This window comes from Ureibacillus acetophenoni (assembly GCF_900220965.1).
Classification (GTDB): Bacteria; Bacillota; Bacilli; order Bacillales_A; family Planococcaceae; genus Ureibacillus; species Ureibacillus acetophenoni.
In genome coordinates this window covers 17,249-39,709 of record NZ_OBQC01000015.1, presented here as the reverse complement: position 1 = coordinate 39,709, position 22,461 = coordinate 17,249, and the positions used below count along the sequence as shown (strand labels likewise).

At 35.8% G+C, this 22,461-nt stretch carries 22 protein-coding genes and 1 pseudogene; 12 read left to right on the top strand and 11 right to left on the bottom strand.

The window, feature by feature from the left end:
* Positions 1–164 precede the first annotated feature (164 nt).
* The 4 genes from CRO45_RS16445 to CRO45_RS16430 all read left to right on the top strand — a co-directional run bounded on the left by CRO45_RS16445 (position 165) and on the right by CRO45_RS16430 (position 3,240).
* Complete coding sequence (locus tag CRO45_RS16445) at positions 165–452, top strand: DUF2564 family protein (protein ID WP_235864633.1); 288 nt, start codon at positions 165–167, stop codon at positions 450–452.
* Between the two features lie 164 nt (positions 453–616).
* The gene (locus CRO45_RS16440) at positions 617–1,573 is read left to right on the top strand and encodes an ATP-grasp domain-containing protein (RefSeq protein WP_097150716.1); all 957 of its coding nucleotides are present in this window, start codon (positions 617–619) and stop codon (positions 1,571–1,573) included.
* A 221-nt stretch (positions 1,574–1,794) separates the two neighbouring features.
* Positions 1,795–2,226 (top strand): hypothetical protein, encoded by a 432-nt coding sequence (locus CRO45_RS16435; RefSeq protein WP_235864632.1) that lies wholly within the window; start codon positions 1,795–1,797, stop codon positions 2,224–2,226.
* A gap of 165 nt (positions 2,227–2,391) precedes the next feature.
* Positions 2,392–3,240, top strand: a complete 849-nt coding sequence (locus CRO45_RS16430) for a GNAT family N-acetyltransferase (protein WP_097150714.1) — start codon at positions 2,392–2,394, stop codon at positions 3,238–3,240.
* Between the two features lie 51 nt (positions 3,241–3,291).
* Here CRO45_RS16430 and CRO45_RS16425 read toward each other — a convergent pair whose 3' ends face one another.
* Complete coding sequence (locus tag CRO45_RS16425; protein WP_097150713.1) at positions 3,292–3,855, bottom strand: GNAT family N-acetyltransferase; 564 nt, start codon at positions 3,853–3,855, stop codon at positions 3,292–3,294.
* 87 nt (positions 3,856–3,942) lie between these two features.
* Positions 3,943–4,671, bottom strand: coding sequence for a DUF2087 domain-containing protein (locus tag CRO45_RS16420; RefSeq protein WP_097150712.1), 729 nt, complete (start codon positions 4,669–4,671; stop codon positions 3,943–3,945).
* 210 nt (positions 4,672–4,881) lie between these two features.
* On the opposite strand from CRO45_RS16420, the gene CRO45_RS16415 reads away from it, so the two are divergent.
* Positions 4,882–5,799 carry a DNA-3-methyladenine glycosylase family protein gene (locus CRO45_RS16415; protein ID WP_097150711.1) on the top strand — a complete coding sequence of 306 codons (918 nt, stop codon included), beginning with the start codon at positions 4,882–4,884 and terminating at the stop codon, positions 5,797–5,799.
* Between the two features lie 271 nt (positions 5,800–6,070).
* Positions 6,071–6,823 (top strand): annotated as a pseudogene (locus CRO45_RS16405) (AraC family transcriptional regulator); the annotation flags it as partial.
* 66 nt (positions 6,824–6,889) lie between these two features.
* Here the strand turns inward: CRO45_RS16405 and CRO45_RS16400 are convergent.
* Positions 6,890–8,098, bottom strand: a complete 1,209-nt coding sequence (locus CRO45_RS16400) for an MFS transporter (protein ID WP_097150709.1) — start codon at positions 8,096–8,098, stop codon at positions 6,890–6,892.
* Positions 8,099–8,218: 120 nt separating this feature from the next.
* Here CRO45_RS16400 and CRO45_RS16395 point away from each other — a divergent pair, with 120 nt between their 5' ends.
* Positions 8,219–8,755 (top strand): GNAT family N-acetyltransferase, encoded by a 537-nt coding sequence (locus tag CRO45_RS16395; protein ID WP_097150708.1) that lies wholly within the window; start codon positions 8,219–8,221, stop codon positions 8,753–8,755.
* A 55-nt stretch (positions 8,756–8,810) separates the two neighbouring features.
* Here the strand turns inward: CRO45_RS16395 and CRO45_RS16390 are convergent, their stop codons facing one another.
* Both CRO45_RS16390 and exaC read right to left on the bottom strand, forming a co-directional pair.
* Positions 8,811–9,140, bottom strand: a complete 330-nt coding sequence (locus tag CRO45_RS16390; RefSeq protein ID WP_097150707.1) for a DUF779 domain-containing protein — start codon at positions 9,138–9,140, stop codon at positions 8,811–8,813.
* Between the two features lies 1 nt (position 9,141).
* Positions 9,142–10,662: an acetaldehyde dehydrogenase ExaC gene (exaC, locus tag CRO45_RS16385; RefSeq protein ID WP_097150706.1), complete on the bottom strand. Its 1,521-nt coding sequence runs from the start codon at positions 10,660–10,662 to the stop codon at positions 9,142–9,144.
* A 258-nt stretch (positions 10,663–10,920) separates the two neighbouring features.
* On the opposite strand from exaC, the gene CRO45_RS16380 reads away from it, so the two are divergent.
* A complete protein-coding gene (locus CRO45_RS16380; RefSeq protein WP_097150705.1) occupies positions 10,921–11,862 on the top strand; it encodes a Gfo/Idh/MocA family protein in 942 nt (313 codons plus the stop codon).
* Between the two features lie 77 nt (positions 11,863–11,939).
* Here the strand turns inward: CRO45_RS16380 and CRO45_RS16375 are convergent, their stop codons facing one another.
* The gene (locus tag CRO45_RS16375; RefSeq protein WP_097150704.1) at positions 11,940–12,500 is read right to left on the bottom strand and encodes a chloramphenicol phosphotransferase CPT family protein; all 561 of its coding nucleotides are present in this window, start codon (positions 12,498–12,500) and stop codon (positions 11,940–11,942) included.
* A 955-nt stretch (positions 12,501–13,455) separates the two neighbouring features.
* Between CRO45_RS16375 and CRO45_RS16370 the strand changes: the two genes are divergently transcribed.
* A complete protein-coding gene (locus tag CRO45_RS16370; RefSeq protein WP_097150703.1) occupies positions 13,456–13,947 on the top strand; it encodes a hypothetical protein in 492 nt (163 codons plus the stop codon).
* Between the two features lie 71 nt (positions 13,948–14,018).
* On the opposite strand, the gene CRO45_RS16365 is transcribed toward CRO45_RS16370, so the two are convergent.
* The 3 genes from CRO45_RS16365 to CRO45_RS16355 form a co-directional block, all read right to left on the bottom strand.
* Positions 14,019–14,243, bottom strand: a complete 225-nt coding sequence (locus CRO45_RS16365; protein WP_097150702.1) for a hypothetical protein — start codon at positions 14,241–14,243, stop codon at positions 14,019–14,021.
* A 3-nt stretch (positions 14,244–14,246) separates the two neighbouring features.
* A complete protein-coding gene (locus CRO45_RS16360; RefSeq protein ID WP_097150701.1) occupies positions 14,247–14,567 on the bottom strand; it encodes a YbjQ family protein in 321 nt (106 codons plus the stop codon).
* A 134-nt stretch (positions 14,568–14,701) separates the two neighbouring features.
* Positions 14,702–15,334, bottom strand: a complete 633-nt coding sequence (locus tag CRO45_RS16355) for a hypothetical protein (RefSeq protein ID WP_097150700.1) — start codon at positions 15,332–15,334, stop codon at positions 14,702–14,704.
* A gap of 261 nt (positions 15,335–15,595) precedes the next feature.
* On the opposite strand from CRO45_RS16355, the gene CRO45_RS16350 reads away from it, so the two are divergent.
* Positions 15,596–17,017, top strand: coding sequence for a tetratricopeptide repeat-containing diguanylate cyclase (locus tag CRO45_RS16350; RefSeq protein ID WP_097150699.1), 1,422 nt, complete (start codon positions 15,596–15,598; stop codon positions 17,015–17,017).
* A 59-nt stretch (positions 17,018–17,076) separates the two neighbouring features.
* Here CRO45_RS16350 and ahpF read toward each other — a convergent pair whose 3' ends face one another.
* Together ahpF and ahpC are read right to left on the bottom strand one after the other, a co-directional pair.
* Complete coding sequence (gene ahpF, locus CRO45_RS16345; protein WP_097150698.1) at positions 17,077–18,606, bottom strand: alkyl hydroperoxide reductase subunit F; 1,530 nt, start codon at positions 18,604–18,606, stop codon at positions 17,077–17,079.
* Between the two features lie 13 nt (positions 18,607–18,619).
* The gene (gene ahpC / locus CRO45_RS16340; RefSeq protein WP_097150697.1) at positions 18,620–19,183 is read right to left on the bottom strand and encodes an alkyl hydroperoxide reductase subunit C; all 564 of its coding nucleotides are present in this window, start codon (positions 19,181–19,183) and stop codon (positions 18,620–18,622) included.
* A gap of 850 nt (positions 19,184–20,033) precedes the next feature.
* Between ahpC and CRO45_RS16335 the strand changes: the two genes are divergently transcribed.
* Both CRO45_RS16335 and CRO45_RS16330 read left to right on the top strand, forming a co-directional pair.
* The gene (locus tag CRO45_RS16335; protein WP_097150696.1) at positions 20,034–21,641 is read left to right on the top strand and encodes a gamma-glutamyltransferase family protein; all 1,608 of its coding nucleotides are present in this window, start codon (positions 20,034–20,036) and stop codon (positions 21,639–21,641) included.
* A 466-nt stretch (positions 21,642–22,107) separates the two neighbouring features.
* Positions 22,108–22,458, top strand: a complete 351-nt coding sequence (locus tag CRO45_RS16330) for a GntR family transcriptional regulator (RefSeq protein ID WP_097150695.1) — start codon at positions 22,108–22,110, stop codon at positions 22,456–22,458.
* Positions 22,459–22,461 lie beyond the last annotated feature (3 nt).

Below are 22,461 nucleotides of genomic sequence, written 5' to 3'. Positions count from 1 at the left end.
TTAAATTAACTATGAATAGTATGAATCCAACAACTAAAACTATGTACAAGAATCAATTGTTCATTCCGCTAAGTATTGGCTAAATCGTCATTACATATTTCGATATCATTCACTGAATACTAACCATAGTAAGTCAAGAAAATGATAATGAAGGGATGAGGCAATTGACGAAACCGAAACATTCAAGTGGAAGTTGGAAACAGGATCATCCAAGTACTTTGTTTGGAAACTCTGTTCAAAGAGCAGAGCGCGCGGTAAAACAAGCGATGTCCCATCCACAGGAGATCGCCATCGAACATGCTTTTAATTCCATCGAACACGCGGAAAATGCATTTCAAAATGCATTGGAGCATAATGAACATCTAGACATGGTCGAACAAAATAAAGATCACCTAGAAACAATTAAGCAACAATTAGACGAAGTTGAACAAATTGTAGAAGAACAGCAATAATTGAATTGTTATACTTTGTAACACAAAGCGCCATTAGAGTAGCACCTATTTTTACTCTGTAGTTCATTACAACTACAGAGTTTTTTTGTTGATTAAATTTAATGTTTATTAAATTGATATGATTAATAAGATAAGATATGATGGAAATACGAGGTGATTTAATGATGACGAAAAAAGTTTATATCATTCACGAAAATGATGATTGGACTGTGCATTTAACAAAAAGATTAGATGAACTAAATATCCCTTATGAATCTTGGCATTTAGACGAGGGCATTGTAAATTTAAATGAAGCTCCACCTGAAGGTATTTTTTATAATCGAATGAGTGCCTCATCGCATACACGTAACCATCGATTTGCTCCAGAACTAGCGACGGCTGTTATTGATTGGTTAGAGTTCTATGGGCGAAAAGTGTTAAATGGTAGCAATGCATTACGCCTTGAGGTTAGTAAAGTGAAACAATATACACAATTAGAAAAATACGGAATACGCGTTCCGAAAACTGTTGCAGCTGTTGGGAAAGAGCAGATTATGGAAGCGGCTAAAGCGTTGAATAAAGTTCCTTTCATTACGAAACATAACCGTGCTGGAAAAGGGTTAGGTGTTCAATTGTTCTTTTCACTAGAAGCACTTCAAGAACATCTAGATAAACCGACTTTTGAAGATTCTGTTGATGGAATCACACTTGTACAAGAATATGTTCAATCACCTGATTCATCGATTACTCGTGTAGAGTTTGTTGGTGGCGAATATATTTACTCAGTACGAGTTGATACATCGGAAGGTTTTGAATTATGTCCTGCAGATGCTTGTCAAATCGGCGACTTATACTGCCCAGTTGGTGAAGAACCAAAAGATCTATTGAAATTCCGTATATACGACAATCCTCGTACGGAACTTATTGGAAAATATAAACAGTTCTTAAAAGGGAACGACATTGATGTCGCAGGAATTGAGTTTATCGTTGATGCAGAAGGAACTGTATATACGTACGACGTTAATACAAATACAAACTACAATTCAGACGCGGAAGAATTAGAACAAAAATTTGGTATGTTGGAATTAGCAAAATTATTAGGTAGAGAATTAGAAAAATTAAATGAACCCGTTGAAAAGTAGAAAAATGGAAGAGAGAGCACGAATTACAGTGTTTTCTCTTTTTGTTTATTTGATTAATTATTATTGAAAACTCAGTTTAAAGAATATTATCATCGTAATTTCATATGATAATTGCTATTAATATAAAAATTTTTTTTCATTAAAGGGTAATTGTGACGAAAAAACGAACATATATAAAAGATTAACAACTTATTTTTTAATCAAACAAAGGGGGAATGGATATGTACGAAGTATGGAATGAATTTCAAATCACACCACTTTTCAATTACATTCGAGAAAAAGCAAGGGAAGCAGGCTTATATCCTGAAAATGCAAAAAACAAAGAATCCATTCAATTATTTTTAGACCATGAGCTTCTCGAAGATCGAGCAATACGTGTTGGGGCTATACAATATGAGGGGATTAATTCTACACAGCTAGAACCAAATTTGGTGAATTGGCGATTTGATCGACGCTTACTGCCAGATGATTTAAGAACAGAGCTTGAGGCTATATTAGCATTCCGTAGGGATACGAATGCGGGTCTTAATATAAATTTAAATGCTCAATCGATTGCATTTAAGTTTGAGGAACTAACCGAACAATCGAAGGAAGCTATTGAACAAATAGTGGGTGTCATTAGTAAATATGTTAAACGTAAAAAAGAAGCGTGACAGTTCATAAAGAACTGTCGCTTTTTATTCTATGATAATTGTAAATGAGAAGTACATTGGGATATAAAAAACTTTGTATTACATACTTAAGCAGAAGGAATTCGGCATTTTAATATAGAATTTGCTAGTTTTGTAAGACATATTCATAGAATTGGGGAAAAGAGAATGAACATTAAAAAGTTGGCTCAATGTACTTTGGATGATGTGCTAACAGCCTGGAATGAGGGATTTGAAGGTTATTTTGTCCAGATAAAATTAAATGCAGAGGCATTTCTAAATCGACTTGTAGGAGAAGGTTTATCTCCAAGCCAATCAATTGTTGCTTTTGACGAAAACAACCCTGTAGGAATCGTTTTGAATGGGTTTAGACAGGTGGATGGCAAAAAGATTGCTTGGAATGGCGGTACAGGTGTTGCAACGGACTATCGTGGAAAAGGCGTTTCGAGAGCTATTATGGAAGAAACATTAGAAATTTATAAGCAAGAGAATGTTGAAGTTGCGACCCTTGAAGTAATTAAAGAAAATGAACGAGCAATAAAACTGTATGAAAAGTATGGTTATGAGATTACTGATCATTTATTGTTTATATCAGGTGAATATAAGCCAGAAGTAAGCGGCTCTCTTGGGATAAAAGATGACTTAATCCGACCAGAACAGCTTTCAGGATTATCGTTTTATAAAGAAGATGTGCCATGGCAATGCGGTTGGCAAAGTGCAAAACAAGGTGAAGCTAAGGTGTTTTATAATGATGTAGATAAGCCGTTAGGATATGCAATTTATCGAAGAGTTTGGAATGATGAAAAGAAATTAGATCGAATCGTTTTTCATCAATTAGAGTTGTTAGATAAAGAGAAAGTGGAGTACATTCCTAAATTTATTGCGAGTATTACAACTGAACCTGTGAATATTACAACGATTAATTTCTCTGCGTCTAATCCGGTATCTAATTACTTTATAGAGCAGGGGTTAAAGGTCTCTACTGAACAGTATCAAATGAAGAAAATAAACGGGTAGAAAAGGTATGAGCAGGAGATTTGTGATCAGATGAATCTCCTGCAATTAGGATTACAACGATTTAAGATACTCTTCGGCTGTAAGCGAATAATAGCACTGACCCTCAAAATCGCTTAACTCTTCTTGAAGGTGGCTAATTCTGAAGTGGTACTTCATCCCGAGATTTTCTAATATTTTCAGGGAAGGAAGGTTTCTATAATCCGCAAAAGCCATTATCTTTTTTAATCCAATAACTTCAAAGCCATATTCCAAAGTAGCTTTTGCTGCTTCGAGGGCAAGCCCTTGCTTTCTATACTGAGAAGAAATTCCGTAATAAATCTCCGTTTCGCCCATTCCTAAGTCATCCGGTCCAAGCCCGCAGTAACCTATAATTTTGCCATCCTCTTTGTGAATGATAGCGAGATTAAATTTGTAGATTTTATCAGCTGTATTCTTCTGATTCTGAGTAATTGACCACTCAATAATCTTCCGAACGCCTTCTCGATCTGGAATTTCCTCTGGTATATACTGATAGAAATCTTTTTCACTTACAACGGCATAGGTTTGGTCAATGTCTTCAATTTTGTACGGGCGGATGATCAACCGATCCGTTTCTAATTTTGCATTTAAGAACATGTAGTTACTCCTTTAAGTAAGTTTGCAACACTACTATTCTATATGACAGTTTGGAATTCCTTTTCTCAAGATGGTACAATTTCTTTTTTATTCTTTAACCCAATAAGAAGAACCATCATTACTCCGGTCTATAAAGCCATACTCTACTAGATGACGTCGTAATGATACAAAATCCGCGTTGACTGTTTTTAAAATTTCATTTACTTCTTTTTCATTGTATGTTTTTCCTATTTCAAATCGCTTTAAAATATGTTGAAGAATGATTAACTTTTTCTTCTCTTTACTTGGAATTAAGTCAATACCACCGTCTAAACCATTTTTAAAATACGTATTTAGAACCTTTTCTCTTTCCTCTCGGTCGATACTATAACGTTCATCCACTTGTTTTGCTCCTTTATGAATCTTGTATTTTTCGGGATCATTAATTAATTGCATCAGTGCTAAGAACATCTTAGCTTGTCGCTCCTTTTCCCGTAATTTGAAGCGGTGCTGCCTTACAGTAGAAATACTTTTTACACTACTTCTGTTTACTATTTCCAGGTCAGGTATTTGCTCATAGAAATGTTGTAGCATTTCGACTTGCACGTCAGTTAGTCCAGTCGTTTTTTTGTCTAATTGAATGATGGCGTGAAAAGAGGATTCGTGGGCAGTTAAAATATGTTTTTTCATTCTTCCTTCAGCAGTTAATAGCTTATCTTCATAGGGGTAAATTTCATCGGTGTGATAGGATTCGCTACAAAATAGACAGTGATATTCAGAATCCTGTAACTGATAGCCCTTCACTAACTCTTTTGTTGATATATTTTGAAATTTCAAATTATCACCTCCATAAACATAATAATATAATGTTAGTTTATTTGTAAACAAATGTTAGTAACATTTACAATAATTGTGATGTTAATTCGAGTGTAACCGGAATGATGGATTAAACAAAACGTAAGAACAAGAATAAGGATGCAATTCGTGTGAGTTACTTGCTAAAATGAATTCAAATATAAGGAAGCTTTTAAAGAAAGGAATTCCGAAATGAATTGGATTGATCACAAATCGTATATTGAAATTTGTCCTCCCCAGGAATTTAATTTTGAGGAATGCTTAGTCTTTTTAGGGAGGGCTAATCATGAAATCCTACATCAAATTAAAGAGGGAGTAGTGTACAAACTATTAAAAGTGAATGATTCTTTGGTTTTATTCACATTGAAAAATGTTGATGAAAGTATAAAAGTTGAGTTTCCTTTAGGGCCTCCCTCTATTGTAGAGCGTAAAAAAGTAGGAGAGTACGTTTGGGAATGGTTTGACTTGGATCAGGATTTAGGGGAATTTTATCGATTAGCAAGTCGTGATAAAGTGTTAAAGATGCTTGTCCAAAAATATGAGGGTTTGCGGATTATGTGCATTCCAGATTTGTTTGAGGCACTTGTGTGGGCAGTAATGGGACAGCAAATTAATTTAACATTTGCTTATACATTAAAGAAACGGTTTGTTGAACAATTTGGGGAATCGATTACTTTCGAAGGAGATGAATTCTGGGTCTTTCCTTCCTTTGAGGAGATTGCAACTTTGTCTGTAGAAGATCTAACGAAACTTCAAATTTCTACAAGGAAGGCAGAATATATCATTGGCATTGCTAAAGAAATGGTAACTCGTAAACTTTCGAAAGAATTATTGCTACAGAGAGAAGATTATAATGAAATGAAAAAATCATTAATGTCAATCCGAGGAATTGGGGCATGGACAGCAGATTATGTATTGATGAAATGCTTACATGAAGCGACTGCTTTCCCAATAGCGGATGTAGGACTTCATAATGGTCTTAAAAATGTATTAGGTCTTGAGAAGAAACCGTCGATTGAAGAAATAGAAGGTTATGCTGCAGGTTGGAAAGGTTGGCAGGCCTACGCAACCTTTTATCTATGGAGGTCATTGTATGACGAAAATATATAAAGTAGATTATGAATCGAAGCGGGTTAGGACTATATTTATCGAAGAAATTAGTTGAGAAGATGAATGGGAAAATGGATGCGAAGTTAGAGGGTAAGTGGTTTATTATTAAAATAAAACTTCCGAGAATGAGGTAAACGGTGAAGTGCCATTCCAAGCAGAGAGAATGGCGCTTTCTTATTAGAAATCACAACAATTATCAAATAAACTAGAAAACATCTCATTATAATTAAATTAGAGGTGTAGTTTATGAAAGAATATATACAGCAAATGACAGTCATTTGTGAAAATTATTGTTAACCAAAGGGAGAGTGCCGAAAGAGTGGATGTAATGAATGAAGTCAAACTACTGCAAAGATCAAATGGTGAATTATTTGATGAGGATGTCTTAAATATTTTAAACGGTCAGATGATGTATGAAGAGTTTAAGACTAAAAAGCTCATGGGAAATTCGGATTACGTTCCTTTTAATGAAGCAATGTGTGTTCATCCAACGACGAGACAAATCTTTGACGATGAATTTATTCGAATTCGTGCTGCTGGCCACCACGACACTACTCGGCATTATACCGAGTTAGTGATAGACTCATTAACTCCACTGTTTCATAAACAATATAACTACATTGTCTTATGGTTTGGAGAAGATGTATTTTGTCAGATGAACTTGCTAACAATATTGGCTTATTTAGAACAGGCGCAATATACAGGGAGAGTATTTTTAAACACTTTCCGAGATGATGAATTTAAAGTAAGTCAAACGGAGCTTCAATTAGGCAATTATCGTGGAGTGTATGAAGAGGTACTTCTTCACCATCAAAAGCCGAAAGCAAATCTATTACCGGTGATGTATCAAGCAGTAGAGCTGTACTTGAGTATGCAAACGGAACCTAATGATGTAACAAAATTTATTAAGAATAACGAGCACTTATCGACTGGAGAATTAGTGAAACAGTTAATTACATTATTCCCTACGCTCGGGTACGGGGATTTGCAGTATATTGAAATCATAAATGAAGTACGAAAATAAAAGATTAAGTATAGGAAACCCTCCTTTGTTTTGGAGGGTTTTATTATTTGAAGGGGAGTAGAAGAATTACATATCTTCTCCTGATTGGAAATACGGTTTATGTTTAACTAGATGGATATATAGATAGATCGCAAGTAACAGAGCAATAAATGCAAATATACTTGTCATAGCTTGTACAGAATACCACTCTGCCACTAAACCAAGTACGAATGTAAAGACAATTTGTAGAATGCCTTGTAATAAGTTTAGTATGCTACCGAATCTCCCCATGATTTCTGGAGGGATTGATTTTTGATAGAGTGTGGCATAACCAGTATTACAAAATGCCATAAAGAACCCCAGTGCGACAAATGAAATGACCGCTACGATAATGCTTTGAGACATGTAAAAAATAACGTAGCTTAATAATGTGATAGAAAATCCAGCACCTATATAGGAAACAAGAGAAATCTTTTTAACATAGATGGCTGCTGCAGCTCCACCTAAAATTGCCCCAACACCTGCAACACTGACAACAACTCCATAGATGGAATCGGACACATGAAGATGGTCTTTTAGAAAGGTTAACTCTTGTGAGTCAAGGGCGAATGTAATCGTTAACGCAATGGAAAAGACAATAAAAAATGTTTGCAATATTTTATGTTCGCGGCTGAACTGGATAACATGTTGAAAATCAGAACGTAGTATTTGAAACGTTATCATTTGTCTCGTATTGCTTTCGGAAGTTTCTATATTAGGTAAAAATGATAGAGCCAGTGCACAGATGAAGAAGGTAATACCATTAATCCACATAGCAATGGACGTATTCGTCATCATAATAATAGCTCCACCTAAAGCGGGCCCAATCATAAAGGAACCTGAACTAAGAATACTATTAATCGCATTGAATCGTTTACGATCCTTTTCTTCAACGATTTTAGTAATCATAAACGTACTACTTGGACCGAAAAATGAACTTGCTATATTTGCAAAAAATATGAATGTGTAAATTAACCAAATGGAAGAAATAAAAGGCATGATACAAACGATAATCCCTCGTATAATATCTGTCCATATTAAAATCTGTTTCTTATTTGACCGGTCAATAATGGAGCCTGCAAAAAAGCTACATAATATTCGAGCAATCGGTCCAACTAAGTACAGTCCTGCAACGGCTGCAGGTGAATGAGTTAAATGCCAAACAGCTAAGTTTAATGCAATCAGGTAAATCCAGTTGCCAAGGTTTGAAACACCAAAACCGAATAATAGTAAAATATAATTTCGAGGATAACTCATTGGGATTCTCCTAACGACTTTGACTTATGTACTCTTCTTTCCCACTATGAATCTTGTCCTCATTATAATAGACTGAAAATTGGGAAAGTGTAAAGTGATTACTAGATTGGGGGCGAGTCAATGCTATCGATTCGACAAATATATAAAGAAGATTATCCTGCAGGAAAAAAGGTTTCTTATCAATACACTTCACAGAAATATTACGAAATCATATATGGAAGAACCGATAAAGGTTGGAACTTTTCCTTAGTGGAAGAGAACTTTGAAACACCCTTTGTAAAAGAGCTAGAAGAAGAGATCTTTGAGCCATATAAAGAGGGAGCGGAAGTTTATGTTGCAGAAATCAATGGGGAAGAAGCTGCAATTATGGTCATTCAAAAAATGGAGTGGAACAATACTTTATTGCTTCATGATTTGTATGTAAAGCAAGAGTTTAAGAAAAATGGAATTGGTACTAGATTAATAGAAAAGGCTAAGGAACGGGCGGTCAAACTAGGAGTTCGACTTATTACGTTAGAAACGCAAACATCCAATTTTTCAGCAATCCAATTTTATTTGAAAAACGGTTTTGAGATCATTGGGTTTAATACAATGTCATACACGAATGATGATGTGAAGAATAAAGAAGTAAGATTAGAAATGGCGTGTATTGTATAATGCCCGTGCAGATCTAAACAAAAAACCTTCCACCCAATTGAGTGGAAGGTTTTTGTTAGTCTTGAAGTGCTTTCGCACCGATGATAAAGGATTTATTCTCCGTACTTTCGAGAGAAAAGGAATTTCCCATCCCGTCTGACACATCAATGACGATCTGCAAGTGTTTCCAGTAGGAAAAGTTTGAGTTGTGCATATAGTAGGGCACACCAGCAACTTCACCAATTTGTTCATCTCGGCTACCGAGATAGAAGTCACCCTTTGTCATACAAATGGGTGAAGTTCCATCACAGCAACCTTCAGAGTGAACGAAAATGAGCTCACCATGTTGTGCTTGCAACTGTTGAATTAGTTTTGTAGCTGCTTCTGTCGCAATGACTTTTCCCATCTTAGAAGAAGCCCATTGATCCTTTGTTGTAACCAACTAGGATACATTTTGTTTGTTGGTAGTGAGAAAGCATCATTAAGTGGTTTTCACGACCGATACCTGATTGTTTGTAACCACCGAATGCTGCGTGAGCAGGGTATTGGTGGTAAGTGTTTGTCCAAACACGACCAGCTTGTACAGCACGACCAGCACGGTAAGCAAGTTCGCCATTACGAGTCCATACACCAGCACCTAAACCATATACTGTATCGTTTGCGATTTCGATTGCTTCGTCAAAGTCTTTGAATGTAGTTACTGATAATACTGGACCAAAAATTTCTTCTTGGAAGATACGCATGTTGTTTGTACCTTTGAATACAGTTGGAGCTACATAGTAACCTTCCGCAAGTTCACCTTCTAATTCGTTACGGTGACCACCGATTAAAAGTTCAGCGCCTTCTTCTTTACCGATTTCAATGTAAGATAAGATTTTATCTAATTGTTGTTTTGAAGCTTGAGCACCCATCATTGTTTCAGTGTCTAATGGGTTACCAATTTTAATCGCTTTAATACGTTCCATAACTCTTTCCATGAATTTGTCATAGATTGACTCATGTACTAATGCACGAGTTGGAGCTGTACAAATTTCACCTGAGTTAAGAGCGAATAATACAAAACCTTCAATTGCTTTATCTAAGAACTCATCGTCTTGATCCATAATATCTGGGAAGAAGATGTTTGGTGATTTACCACCAAGTTCTAATGTTACAGGAATAATGTTTTCAGTTGCATATTGCATAATTGAGCGACCTACTGCAGTTGAACCAGTAAACGCGATTTTCGCGATACGTGGGTTAGTTGCAAGTGGTTTACCAACTTCAAGACCAGTACCTTGAACTATGTTTAAAACACCTTTTGGTAGTAAATCTTGGATTAACTCGATTAATACAGACATTGAAGCTGGTGTTTGCTCAGCTGGTTTCATTACGATACAGTTACCTGCAGCTAATGCTGGAGCGATTTTCCAAGCAGCCATTAATAATGGGAAGTTCCAAGGAATAATTTGTCCAACTACACCTAGTGGCTCATTGAAGTGATAAGCTACAGTATCACCACTGATTTCACTGATGCCGCCTTCTTGTGCACGGATTACACCTGCGAAGTAACGGAAGTGATCCACGATTAATGGTAAGTCTGCATTTAATGTTTCGCGAACTGCTTTACCATTATCCCAAGTTTCTGCAACAGCGATCATTTCTAAGTTTTCTTCAATACGATCTGCGATTTTATTTAAAATTTGTGCGCGGTAAGCAACTGTTGTTTTACCCCAAGCATCTTTTGCTGCATGAGCTGCATCAAGTGCTAACTCAACGTCTTCAGCAGAAGAACGAGGTACAGTTGTAAATACTTTACCTGTCACTGGTGAGATTACTTCTAAATATTGACCTTTAACTGGTGCTACCCATTCGCCACCAATAAAGTTTTGATATTGTTCTTTAAATTGAACTAAAGAACCTTCTGTATTTGGATTTGCATATATCATAATTATTTCCCCCATAATTATATATTTTGCTTCACTTTGCCATTATAGGGATGTTTATGTTTTCGACAATTTTCCCTATGAATCTACTATGCCACACTTTCGACAAAATTGCAAACGCTTTCAACATAATTAAATATTTAGTTTTTTTAATTGGAATTATTAGAATAATGATAGAAAGATTTGTTAATAAGCAACATAATAAGATAAATAGTTTTATATGTTTATGAAAAATACAAGTAAGACAAAGGGGAACGTTATATGAGAAAAACATCGTTTGCACTAATTGGAGTAGGTGTTGTAGGGGAGAGAATTATTAATCAGTTACTAAATAATGAAGCAAGTGAAATTCTAGCAATTTATGATGGTAATAAAACAAGACTAGAAGAAGTAGCATCTAAATATAAGTTACCAGTCGTACAAAATGTAGAAGAACTATTTAAGATGAAACCGGATTGGGTTTATATTGGTACACCTCCTGTGAGCCATGCTAGTTTAGCAGAACAAGCAGCAAGTTTCGGTTTAAACATTCTTTCTGAAAAGCCGCTTGCTCATAATACCGAAGATGGAGAGAAAATGGTTCATTCAGCTGCAGAAGCAAATGTACATACAGCGATGCATTTTCCAATGATGTATAGTCCCGTTGTTCAAAAGTTGAAGGAATCAATTGCTAATGAAGATTTGGGTAAAATTGTACGTGTAGAACTACATACATATTTTCCTGTTTGGCCACGTCCTTGGCAACAAAATCCATGGATCGGAACACGTGAACAAGGTGGATTTATTCGAGAGGTGTTCCCACATTACTTGCAATTGATGCATCATCTGTTTGGGGATTTAGAGATTCAATCTCATGAGATAACATATCCAGAAAACGAAGAATTATGTGAAACAGGTGTGACAGCGTTAGCGAAAACGGAATCTGGTGTTCCCGTTTTATTGAATGGATTATCAGGAATCGGGCAAAAAGAAAGACTTGCGTTTAAAGTATTCGGCACAACAAAAGTAATGACGATTCGCAACTGGTCAGAGCTTTGGGTAAGTGAAGAGGGAGAAGAGGCAATTCAAGTAATACCGGAATCAAAACCATTGTCACTAATTGATGCGTGTCATGGATTAAATAATGGAGATGAAGTATTAACAGTTTCGTTTGAAGAGGGGTTAAAAGTTCAACAATGGATTGATCAACTGTTACTGAAGTAAATAGAAGAAAATGGCCGATACATGCAAGAGTATCAAGAATTAGAATGTCAGCAATAATAGAACGCCAAGCTTCATTTTTAAAGAAGCTTGGCGTTTTTATTATTATTTGCAAGAGATTGGCGAAAACCTGTAAACGGAACGGCGTTATTTAATCGATTTACAATGAGGTTAGCACATACTGACAAAGGTTGTTGTTCTGTATTTACTTCAATATCATATACTTCTTGCTTATGGACAAATTCAAGTTGTGAGATTGCTAATCCGATGTGGCGATCACCTCTTAATAGCTCTCTTCGGGTTAGTTCTTCAGGCGAACAATGTACGCCTACGAAAAGAATAGTATATTCACTTAAGGTTTCATAAAATGTATGCATTGTTTTAGTGTCATGGATGATTTGATCGAGTATTAAATTAACTCCTCTGTCTGCAAACATTGCTACATTTTTATGATAGAAATATTCTGTTTCAATGGGGATTAGTCGTTCATTTTCCCGATCTTCCATTTTATCGATCACGATGTCATAGTTATCAATACTAAAAGTAAAAAAGTCTGGCAGTAATTTTGTTAATTCGTGAGCTAACGATGATTTACCTGAACTTGAAACGCCATTAAGTACTATTATTAACCCTTTTTCCATAAATGAGCTCCCTTTATATTAATACACTAATTTTAAGGAGTAGGATAAGTTTGGTAAAGAAATTTTTAATGGAACAAAGAGCTGTTGAAAAGGTCTGAAATGCCCCTCTAATAGAGGAGGTAGCGTGCTATTTTAGATTTCCTTATTCATATTCAAGTCGAATAATGATAAAGAATGCAACAGAATTTTATACACATCGAAACTCACAAACCATTGGAGGATTAGAAAATAAAATCGCTTCTAACATAGAATATGAATGTTCCAAAAAAGGGTTTTTTGTCAACTTGGTTTACGGAAGTAGGGTTGGCTTGTTATCGTTTTGTCGATAAAAGTAACTGAAAATGGATGTTTTACTAAGATAGATATAAAAAAGACTAGTAAGAATGAAAAACATGGATAAGAGTTTGCTTTATTAGTACTAGCTTTATATTATTCTGTCAACTGGATTGACAAGATAGTTATCGTATAGTTCTTGTGGGTAATTTAGGGGCTTTTATCTATTTATTATTTGAAAATAGGTTATATAGATGAGCGATTGAAATCTTAAGGGGTTTTAAAAAGAAGTATATTACAATAGATGGAATGTTTTATGTCAACTTAGTATACGATAGCGTTATTGTACTCAAAGGATTTGTCGAATATAGTAAATAAATTATTATTATTAGGATATAAAATTTATGCGTAGGTGCATAAATTTAGCAAATCTTTATTAATTGTATATTTACTGAATCTATTAACTTAGTTTTTTGTAAACTGGGTTGACGATAATGTTATGAAAATCATAATCAAAAGTCGCAATTAGTACTTTATTCTTGTCGAAGGTGGCATAACTCGAATTTTGTAGGGGATGTTGAGTTAGATAATTTATATGTAAACTATTCAAACGTCTAAGTTATTAGAGAATAAGACCATATACTACTTTGAAGATTAGTTTATTTGGATAGGTGGTGAATGAATGGTATTTTATCCTCGAGATCCTTATGGTGGACCACGTTCTCCAATGTATTCACAAAGGGGGGGACCCGGACCTGTTCCTCCAATGAGAAGACAAGATGAGGCATATTTTTATCCGAATGAAATGAGAAGACCAAATGAAGCGTACTTTTATCCAAATCAGAGAAGGCAAGAAGAAGCGTATCCTTACCCTAATCAAATGAGAAGGCAAGGGGAAGGGTATATGTATCCTGACCATAGAAGAAGGCAAGAAGAATTATACTACCAAAATCAGATGAGAAGGCAGGATGAAGCGTATTTTCATCCCAATGGCATGCCGGGGCCAAATCAGCCTCCGATGGCAGGACCAAATCAACCTCAAAATCGACGTCCTCCATCCAGGTTACCAGAGCAATTAAACACCCTAGCAGGTCATATGGGAACGATTACACAAGGGATTAATATAATGAGGCAAGTAGGCTCGTTGTTAAGTATGTTTAATACTAGAAGATAAAATTGTTCGAGTGCCAGGTACAGAAATAATTCTGAATATTCGGAATTGTTTCTGTACCTGGCACCGTTTTTTTAATCTTCTTTATAGAATCGCTCGCCAGTTTCTGGGTTAAAGTAAACTACCAATCTTTTCTTAGTTGTTGGATCGATTGAGACTTCATTTGTTCTCCTAAATCCAGGCGGTACTTGTTGTCCATGTTTTTTGGAGAAACGTTGGTCCCAAATGAACCAAGAGCCAAAAGCTAAAATAAGAAAGACTATAAACGAGATACCGTAAATTCCGAAAATCCATTCCATAGCTTATACCTTTTCTACAATAACCGCAGTACCATAAGCGATAATTTCACTCATGTTTTGGCCGATTTCTCCTGAGTCAAAGCGCATCATAATAATCGCATTGGCCCCCATTGTTGTTGCATTTTGAACCATGCGGTCAATTGCTTGTTTTCTAGCGTCCTCAAGCATTTCAGTGTATTGATTAATTTCCCCACCAATTAGCCCCTTTAATGAGGCTACAATATCTTTTCCAAGACCTCTTGCTCGTACAGTTAGTCCAAAAACTGGTCCTAACACTTCTTTTACTTCATAATTTGGTATTTTTTCAGTAGTAACAATAATCATATGATCGGCTCCTTTACGACTCTTCTTACTAGTTAATTATATGTTATCCATAGATGAAGATGCCATTATTGTGTGAGTACCAGGTACACAAACAATTCCGAATATTTCGAATTGTTTGGGTGACAGGTACCGATTTATTCAATAATAGTAACGGAAGAAGTAATGTGGTCAAAAATTTCAATATCACTATCAACTGTTTCGGCTCTTGCAGAAAATGAGAATATATAAGCTATATCATCGTGGATGATTGTTCGTTGTACGAGGTGAGCATCACCTGTGCCAATATCAATCACACTGATTGTTTCATTCCACTGAAGATCATTAGATTCATACGTTTTGTTACTTACGAATTCTTCACCTGTAATTTCAATTACATAGTCAATGTATTCCTCTACATTCATCGGTTCAGGCAGCTCTTCAGCAACGACATTTAAGTTTGCTTTTGTTGTTGGATTCAAGTAAACCGCAAGAACTGGAAGAGGTTGCTCTCCTACATCAATCGGCTCTGCATTTTCTGGTAGAACAAATGAGATACATTCAAAATTGGTTTCAACAAATTGAATGTCAGCGGTAGTTGTTTCTACCATTTCCGTAGAATCTTTTTCTTCTGTACTTTCCTCAGATGTTTCTTCCGAATTAGAAGAGTCTGTTTTTTTACTAGCTTGTTGTTCAATCTCTTCAACTGGTTGTTCCGTAGTGGATGATGAACATCCGGATAATGCGACTAATCCAGCTAGTAGCAACGGTAAAGTGTAATAGAGTTTCATTTTATTCTCCTAAATTCTAAAATTTAATAAACGATCAAAAATTGAAGCCGCTCAATCAGTAGACTATCAAAATGCGAATCTTGCTCTTGCTGCCTTCATAAATCTAAATCATCAGCACCATCTATATTATTCTATTATGAGGAATTTATTCAAACGCTTTTTAATAAAAGGAACTAAAACCTCCTAATTTTTCATTTTGTTATATACTAAAAGTATTGTATGTTGGAATTTCCATTAACAAGTTAGAGTCAGGTGTATAGTATGAAGTTAGAGGAATTAAAATTACTACAACAACGTGTTACCTCACTAAGGGCAGAAGGAAAGTATAAAGATGCGATTGAATCAAGTCAGGAGCTTTTAAAACTTGGGCTAGCGTTTAACGATTTTAAATCCGTTTTAATTGCTCATTTAAATAAAGCAGCATCTTTTTATTGTATTGGAGATATAGAAGCTGCTTTTCATAGTATTGATGCATATAGTGAAGTATGTTTACAATACGGAGATGATGTGGATTGGTTAAGTTTTTATAATGTGAGATTCTTATTATATGAGTTTCAAAAGGATTATAAAAAGGCAGAAGAAACGCTACATCGCACGATTGAATTAGGCGAAAAAACGCTGAAATATAATATCGTAAGCAATGCCTATAGCAATTTAAGTCACTTATATATAGTGGATGAAAATTTTGATCAAGCATTAGAAATGGCCAAACTTGGATTAGAAATGGCAAAGTTACATCAACCTAAAAGTGAAATCTTGGAAATAAGAGTTGTGTTAAATATGGCTAAAGCCTATATTGGGCTTCATAAATTTGTAGAGTCTAGAAGAATAATGGATGAGATTATTCGTACCAACATTTTAGATTCATTTATAAGGGAAAAATCCCAATACTTTCATTTACTAGGTTTATGGCACACAAAGTTAGAATTATTTGAGGATGCATTTAATGCTTATACGATTTCGAAACAACTTGTCGAAAGTTATAATGATTTGTATCTATTAAAGAACATTCAAGAAGAGAGAATGAAGCTTTGTGAACTAATGAAGGATATACAAAAAGGATATATCGTGCAAAAAGAATATATTAAACTGTTGGAAGATATAAATGAAAGAGAAGTTGCATTAACTGCTTTAAAGCTTGAAGTGAAGCATAGCCTTAGAACCATTGAAAAGAAGGCAAATACTGATTTTTTAACAGGGGTATACAATCGTAATTATTTGGAGAGCAAGGTTAGTGAACTATTAAATAATGTGACTAACAAACAAGAAAATATTGTTTGTATTTTATTTGATATAGATGATTTTAAATTGTACAACGATGAGCATGGACATTTATTTGGTGATGAAGTCATTAAACTTGTTAGCAAAACTTGTGAAGGTCTCATGCAGAAAGATGAAATGATTGGGCGATTTGGTGGAGATGAATTTGTCATCATTACAAAAGGCAGGTCCCTTGAAGAAGGGAAGAACAAAGCTATTCAAATTGCCGAAGCTATACGTAATTTGGAAATAAAGTCTAGCGGCAAGTCCTACTCAATTACGATTAGTATGGGTGTAGCAGATAATCAAAAAGGGAAAATTACCTCTTTCCAAGAGTTATTCCACCTCGCAGATATGGCACTCTATGAAGCAAAAAAACGTGGCAAAGATCAAATCTATGTAAATAGCCAGTCAAAAATATAGTAATGAAAAAACACTATCCTCTAAAAGGATAGTGTTTTTCTATAAGACTAGTACTAAAACTAGTTACGAATTAAATAATCAAACGCTGCTAATGAAGCAGTTGCGCCAGATCCCATGGAGATGATGATTTGCTTATAAGCGCTGTCAGTACAGTCACCAGCAGCAAATACACCAGGAATTGTTGTTGCTCCACGTTTATCAACGATGATTTCGCCGAAACGAGAACGTTCAAGAGTTCCTTCTAACCATTCTGTGTTAGGTACAAGACCGATTTGAACAAAAACACCTGCTAATTCGATATGTTTTTCTTCGCCAGATTCACGATCTACATATGTAAGACCGTTCACTTTGTCAGTACCAGTAATTTCTTTCGTTTGAGCGTTTGTTACAACAGTTACATTTGGAAGTGTATGTAAACGGTTTTGTAATACTTCATCAGCTTTTAGGCTGTCGTTGTATTCAATAACAGTTACATGATTTACAATTCCTGCAAGGTCGATTGCAGCCTCAACACCAGAGTTACCTCCACCAATTACTGCAACATCTTTTCCTGCAAATAGAGGACCGTCACAGTGTGGGCAGTAAGCAACACCTTTGTTTTTAAACTCTGCTTCACCAGGAACATTAATGTTTCTCCAGCGAGCACCAGTTGAAATAATGACAGATTTACTCTTAAGAACTGCACCGTTTTCTAATTCAATTTCAACAAGATCTTTTTTCTCTAAACGTGTAGCACGTTGTAGATTCATAACATCAATGTTGTATTGCTTTACGTGTTCTTCTAGAGCAGCTGCAAGTTTTGGACCTTCTGTTTCTTTTACACTAATAAAGTTTTCAATAGAAAGGGTATCTAAAATTTGACCACCAAAGCGTTCCGCAACAATACCTGTACGGATTCCTTTACGTGCTGCATAGATTGCTGCACTAGCTCCAGCAGGACCGCCACCAACAACAAGAACATCATATGGTTCTTTATCGGCAAATTGTTCTGCACTTGGACCAGATCCTAATTTTGCAAGGATTTCATCAAGTGTCATACGACCATTACCGAATTCTTTACCATTTACAAATGCAGCAGGTACGGCTAAAATATCTTTACTTTCAACTTCTTCTTTGAAGACTGCACCGTCAACCATTGTGTGTTTAATATTTGGATTAAGCACACTCATGATATTAAGAGCTTGTACAACTTCCGGACAGTTGTGGCAAGTTAAGCTCACATAAGTTTCAAAGTTGTATTCACCTTCAATAGATTTAATTTGATCGATGATACTTTGATCTACTTTTGGAGCACGGCCACTAACTTGAAGAAGTGCAAGTACTAAAGATGTAAATTCGTGTCCTAGTGGAACACCAGCAAAGACAATACCAGTATCCTCACCAACGCGGTTTACACTAAAGCTCGGTGTTCTTTCAAGTTCAGCTTTTTCTACCGTAATTTTAGATGAAAGAGAAGCTAGCTCATTTACTAGAGCTAGCATCTCCTCTGAAGCTTTATCAGTACCTGTACTCACTTTAAGGACGATATCGTTCTCAAGCAGTTGAAGGTACTGATTTAATTGTGATTTAATTTCTGCATCGAGTGCCATTTAATATCGCTCCTTAAATTTTACCTACTAAGTCAAGGCTAGGTTTAAGCGTTTCTCCGCCTTCTTCCCATTTAGCTGGGCAAACTTCACCTGGGTTTTTACGTACATATTGTGCTGCTTTAATTTTGTTAATTAATGTACTAGCGTCACGGCCAATACCACCAGCGTTAATTTCCATAGCTTGAACTACGCCATCTGGATCGATGATGAAAGTTCCGCGGTCAGCAACACCTTCTTCTTCGATTAATACGTCGAAGTTACGGCAAATAACGTGTGAAGGGTCACCGATCATTGTATAAGTAATTTTGCTGATTGCTTCTGAAGAATCGTGCCATGCTTTGTGTACGAAGTGAGTGTCAGTTGATACTGAATATACTTCAACACCTAGTTCTTGTAATGCTGGATATTGGTTTTGAAGATCTTCAAGTTCAGTTGGACATACGAAAGTGAAGTCAGCAGGGTAGAAGCATACAACACTCCATTTACCTTTTAGATCTTGATCTGATACTTCGATAAACTCTCCGTTTTTGTAAGCTTGTGCTTTGAATGGTAAAATTTCTTTTCCGATTAATGACATAATCAAAAACCTCCATTAGTTTAATAATAATAATTCTAATATAGTTATAATTCTCTAGTAGATGTCGTCTTTTGTCAACTAAATGATATGTGTATATTGTATGAACAATATAGAAAGCTTACTTTGGAAATAAAACGTGTGGATAAACTACGAAAAAACGTCATATTAATTTTCCTTAGTAATTTTTATATATTTTCCAAGAACAAAGAGAATCATAACTATTAGAACCTAATTGAAAAAAATAGATGAAAAAACTATTGTTTTTTATTTTTCAATTTCTCAATTAGGTCTGTAACTTTATCTATTGTAACCATTGTTTCTTCTCTTAATACTCCAATTTCAACGTTGTCATGAATCGACAAAATCCTATCCATATATAAGAAATAGTTACTTCATCTTTTTGAAATTCTCCTCGTTTTAATTTGTCACTTTTTAATAGAAATACATAAGGGAATATTCAATGTCGTGCATAAGTAATATGGGGAATATTAAGAAAATTTTTATTAGTGGCTGGAGTGGAGGAAACGACGGCTTCTAATGTAGAATCTAACTCATCAATGGAGGGCATTTTATATAGAGCAAATCACCTAGTAAATTAGCGGATGACCTTTTAGATGAGGTAACACAGTTTAATGTAAAGTAGTATTTTATTAATTTTATAGAATAATGGATAACCCAGCGACTCGTTTTTGGGTTTATTTTTTGGAGGTCAATTATAAATGTTGGAAGCATTAGTTTACAATTTATAGAAATAGGTTTACATATCTGTTGAATATTCGTAAAATTTTGAATTATAAAGTGAATCTATTTTATTAAGAGATTGTTTTCACTAAATAGGGGAGTGAGAAGAATGAAGGTTGATTACTTAAATCATCCATTTGCTTCAAAACGACATACGGTATTCGCGAAAAATGGTATGGTGGCGACGTCTCAACCACTTGCTGCACAAGTAGGAATTGAGATTATGAAAAAGGGTGGAAATGCAATCGATGCTGCTATAGCGACGGCAGCTGCTTTAACTGTTCTAGAACCAACCTCTAATGGTATAGGTGGGGACGCATTTGCTATTGTTTGGGTTAAAGGTGAGATTTATGGTTTGAACGCTTCAGGACCTTCTCCAGAATTATTAACAGCTGAAGCGGTAAGAGCACTTGGCCACGAACAAATGCCAAGACTAGGTCTAGTACCAGTTACAGTACCTGGAGTGCCAGCTGCATGGGCTAGCCTTTCAAAAAGATTTGGAAAACTTTCTTTAAAGGAAACATTAGAGCCAGCCGTTCGTTATGCTGAGGAAGGGTATCCTCTAACGCCGATTTTAGGGAAGTATTGGAAAAGGGCGTATGAAATATATAAAAAGCAAGAAGGGCGAGAGTTTGAAGCGTGGTTTGAAACGTTCTGTATTGATGGAAAGGCACCTGAGATTGGAGAAGTTTGGCGCTCTAAAGATCACGCAGATACGCTTCGTAAAATTGGTGAAACGGGTGCGAGAAGTTTTTATGAAGGAGAACTTGCTGACAAAATCGATAAATTTATGGTGGAGCATGGTGGTTTCCTTAGAAAATCAGATCTTGCCGCATATCAAGTAGAATGGGTAAAGCCAATTTCCACAAATTATCGTGGATATGATGTGTGGGAGATTCCTCCGAATGGACAAGGAATGATTGCGTTGATGGCATTAAATAATTTCGAACAGCTTGATCCACCAAAGTGGCAGTCGGCTGAGACGATACATCAACAAATTGAATCTATGAAGCTAGCTTTTGCTGATGGAAAGGCATTTATTACAGAAGAAGCGGACATGCCGATTAGCACGGAACTACTACTATCAAAGGAACATGCTTTATACCGTGTAAAGGAAATCGGTGAATTTGCGATTGAACCGAAGCCGATCGAGTTAGCAAAGAGCGGCACAGTTTACCTTGCAACAGCGGATAGCGAAGGGAATATGGTTTCTTATATTCAAAGTAACTATATGGGATTCGGGTCTGGAGTGGTCGTTCCTGGAACAGGAATTGCATTGCAAAATAGGGGAGCAGATTTCTCTTTAGATGAAAACCATCCTAATTATTTGAAACCGAAGAAACGTACTTATAATACAATTATTCCTGGATTTTTATCGAAAGGAAAAGATGCTGTTGGCCCGTTTGGAGTGATGGGTGGGTATATGCAGCCACAGGGGCATTACCAAGTGGTGATCAATACAGTTGATTATCTATTAAATCCACAAGCAGCTCTTGATGCGCCGAGATGGCAATGGATTAGTGGAAAGAAAGTCCATGTGGAATCGGAGTTTCCAAATTACCTTGCTCAAGCATTGCAGCGAAAAGGACATGAGATTGAAGTACTAGCCGATCCTGGAAGTTTTGGACGAGGACAAATTATTTGGCGAAACCCTAAGACTGGTGTTCTTGCCGGAGGAACGGAGTCTCGAACGGATGGTATGGTAGCTGCTTGGTAGTGGTGAATTTCAGGAATGAAACTTGTAAATAGGATAGACCTTCAACATGATTTATACATGTTGGAGGTTTTTTATTTTTATAAAATTAATTTGGATTGTTAGTGTTCTTTTTTCATGGATTTGGCCCCGCGATTGCTTCTCGAGGACAAAATTCCAGAAAAAATTGGAAAAGTGTCCACGAGACGGATTCTAAAGGAATAAAAATCTAAAAAAATTGAAAAAGTGTCCACGAGACCACTTCTCGAGGACAGAAATCCAGAAAAAGACGAAAAAGTGTCCACGAGACCACCTCCCAAACACGGGTTGAGTTTAATTGTGCTATTTCCTTCTTGGAATCACCAAGTCGATTTTTGGCGTATAGATTTTTATTGTTATTGTTGACAATATTTCCCCTTTGTTCTATAGTTAGTTACACAAGTAACTAACCAAACAACCTAGAATGGACTGAAATTTTGGAGGAAACCGTGTGAAACATTCATTATCGGATCAGAAGCCGATTTTCCAGCAAATTCGTGAGCGCGTAGAGGAAGCGATTTTGGATGGTATTTTACAACCAGAGGATCGGATTCCATCAACGAATGAATTTGCAAAGGAATATCAAATTAACCCTGCTACAGCAGGAAAAGGGGTCAATGAATTAGTGGATAAGGGGGTCATTTACAAAAAGCGTGGGGTTGGTATGTTTGTTAGTCTAGATGCGCGCAAAATTTTAATCAATGAGCGCAAAGAAAACTTTGTAGAGCAATATATTGAACCATTAAAGACAGAGGCAAAACGTTTAGGCATTACCGAAGAGGATTTACGAAAAATGTTATAAAGG

Excerpts from the sequence above, each read along its gene's own strand:
- exaC (WP_097150706.1), bottom strand. The coding sequence starts at position 10,662 with ATGATATATGCAAATCCAAATACAGAAGGTTCTTTAGTTCAATTTAAA.
- CRO45_RS16375 (WP_097150704.1), bottom strand. The coding sequence starts at position 12,500 with ATGGAAAAAGGGTTAATAATAGTACTTAATGGCGTTTCAAGTTCAGGT.
- CRO45_RS16350 (WP_097150699.1), top strand. The coding sequence starts at position 15,596 with ATGAAGTTAGAGGAATTAAAATTACTACAACAACGTGTTACCTCACTA.
- CRO45_RS16360 (WP_097150701.1), bottom strand. The coding sequence starts at position 14,567 with ATGATTATTGTTACTACTGAAAAAATACCAAATTATGAAGTAAAAGAA.
- CRO45_RS16380 (WP_097150705.1), top strand. The coding sequence starts at position 10,921 with ATGAGAAAAACATCGTTTGCACTAATTGGAGTAGGTGTTGTAGGGGAG.
- ahpF (WP_097150698.1), bottom strand. The coding sequence starts at position 18,606 with ATGGCACTCGATGCAGAAATTAAATCACAATTAAATCAGTACCTTCAA.
- CRO45_RS16440 (WP_097150716.1), top strand. The coding sequence starts at position 617 with ATGACGAAAAAAGTTTATATCATTCACGAAAATGATGATTGGACTGTG.
- CRO45_RS16355 (WP_097150700.1), bottom strand. The coding sequence starts at position 15,334 with ATGAAACTCTATTACACTTTACCGTTGCTACTAGCTGGATTAGTCGCA.
- CRO45_RS16390 (WP_097150707.1), bottom strand. The coding sequence starts at position 9,140 with ATGGGAAAAGTCATTGCGACAGAAGCAGCTACAAAACTAATTCAACAG.
- CRO45_RS16395 (WP_097150708.1), top strand. The coding sequence starts at position 8,219 with ATGCTATCGATTCGACAAATATATAAAGAAGATTATCCTGCAGGAAAA.
- CRO45_RS16425 (WP_097150713.1), bottom strand. The coding sequence starts at position 3,855 with ATGTTCTTAAATGCAAAATTAGAAACGGATCGGTTGATCATCCGCCCG.
- CRO45_RS16365 (WP_097150702.1), bottom strand. The coding sequence starts at position 14,243 with ATGGAATGGATTTTCGGAATTTACGGTATCTCGTTTATAGTCTTTCTT.
- CRO45_RS16370 (WP_097150703.1), top strand. The coding sequence starts at position 13,456 with ATGGTATTTTATCCTCGAGATCCTTATGGTGGACCACGTTCTCCAATG.
- CRO45_RS16335 (WP_097150696.1), top strand. The coding sequence starts at position 20,034 with ATGAAGGTTGATTACTTAAATCATCCATTTGCTTCAAAACGACATACG.
- ahpC (WP_097150697.1), bottom strand. The coding sequence starts at position 19,183 with ATGTCATTAATCGGAAAAGAAATTTTACCATTCAAAGCACAAGCTTAC.
- CRO45_RS16400 (WP_097150709.1), bottom strand. The coding sequence starts at position 8,098 with ATGAGTTATCCTCGAAATTATATTTTACTATTATTCGGTTTTGGTGTT.
- CRO45_RS16430 (WP_097150714.1), top strand. The coding sequence starts at position 2,392 with ATGAACATTAAAAAGTTGGCTCAATGTACTTTGGATGATGTGCTAACA.
- CRO45_RS16435 (WP_235864632.1), top strand. The coding sequence starts at position 1,795 with ATGTACGAAGTATGGAATGAATTTCAAATCACACCACTTTTCAATTAC.
- CRO45_RS16415 (WP_097150711.1), top strand. The coding sequence starts at position 4,882 with ATGAATTGGATTGATCACAAATCGTATATTGAAATTTGTCCTCCCCAG.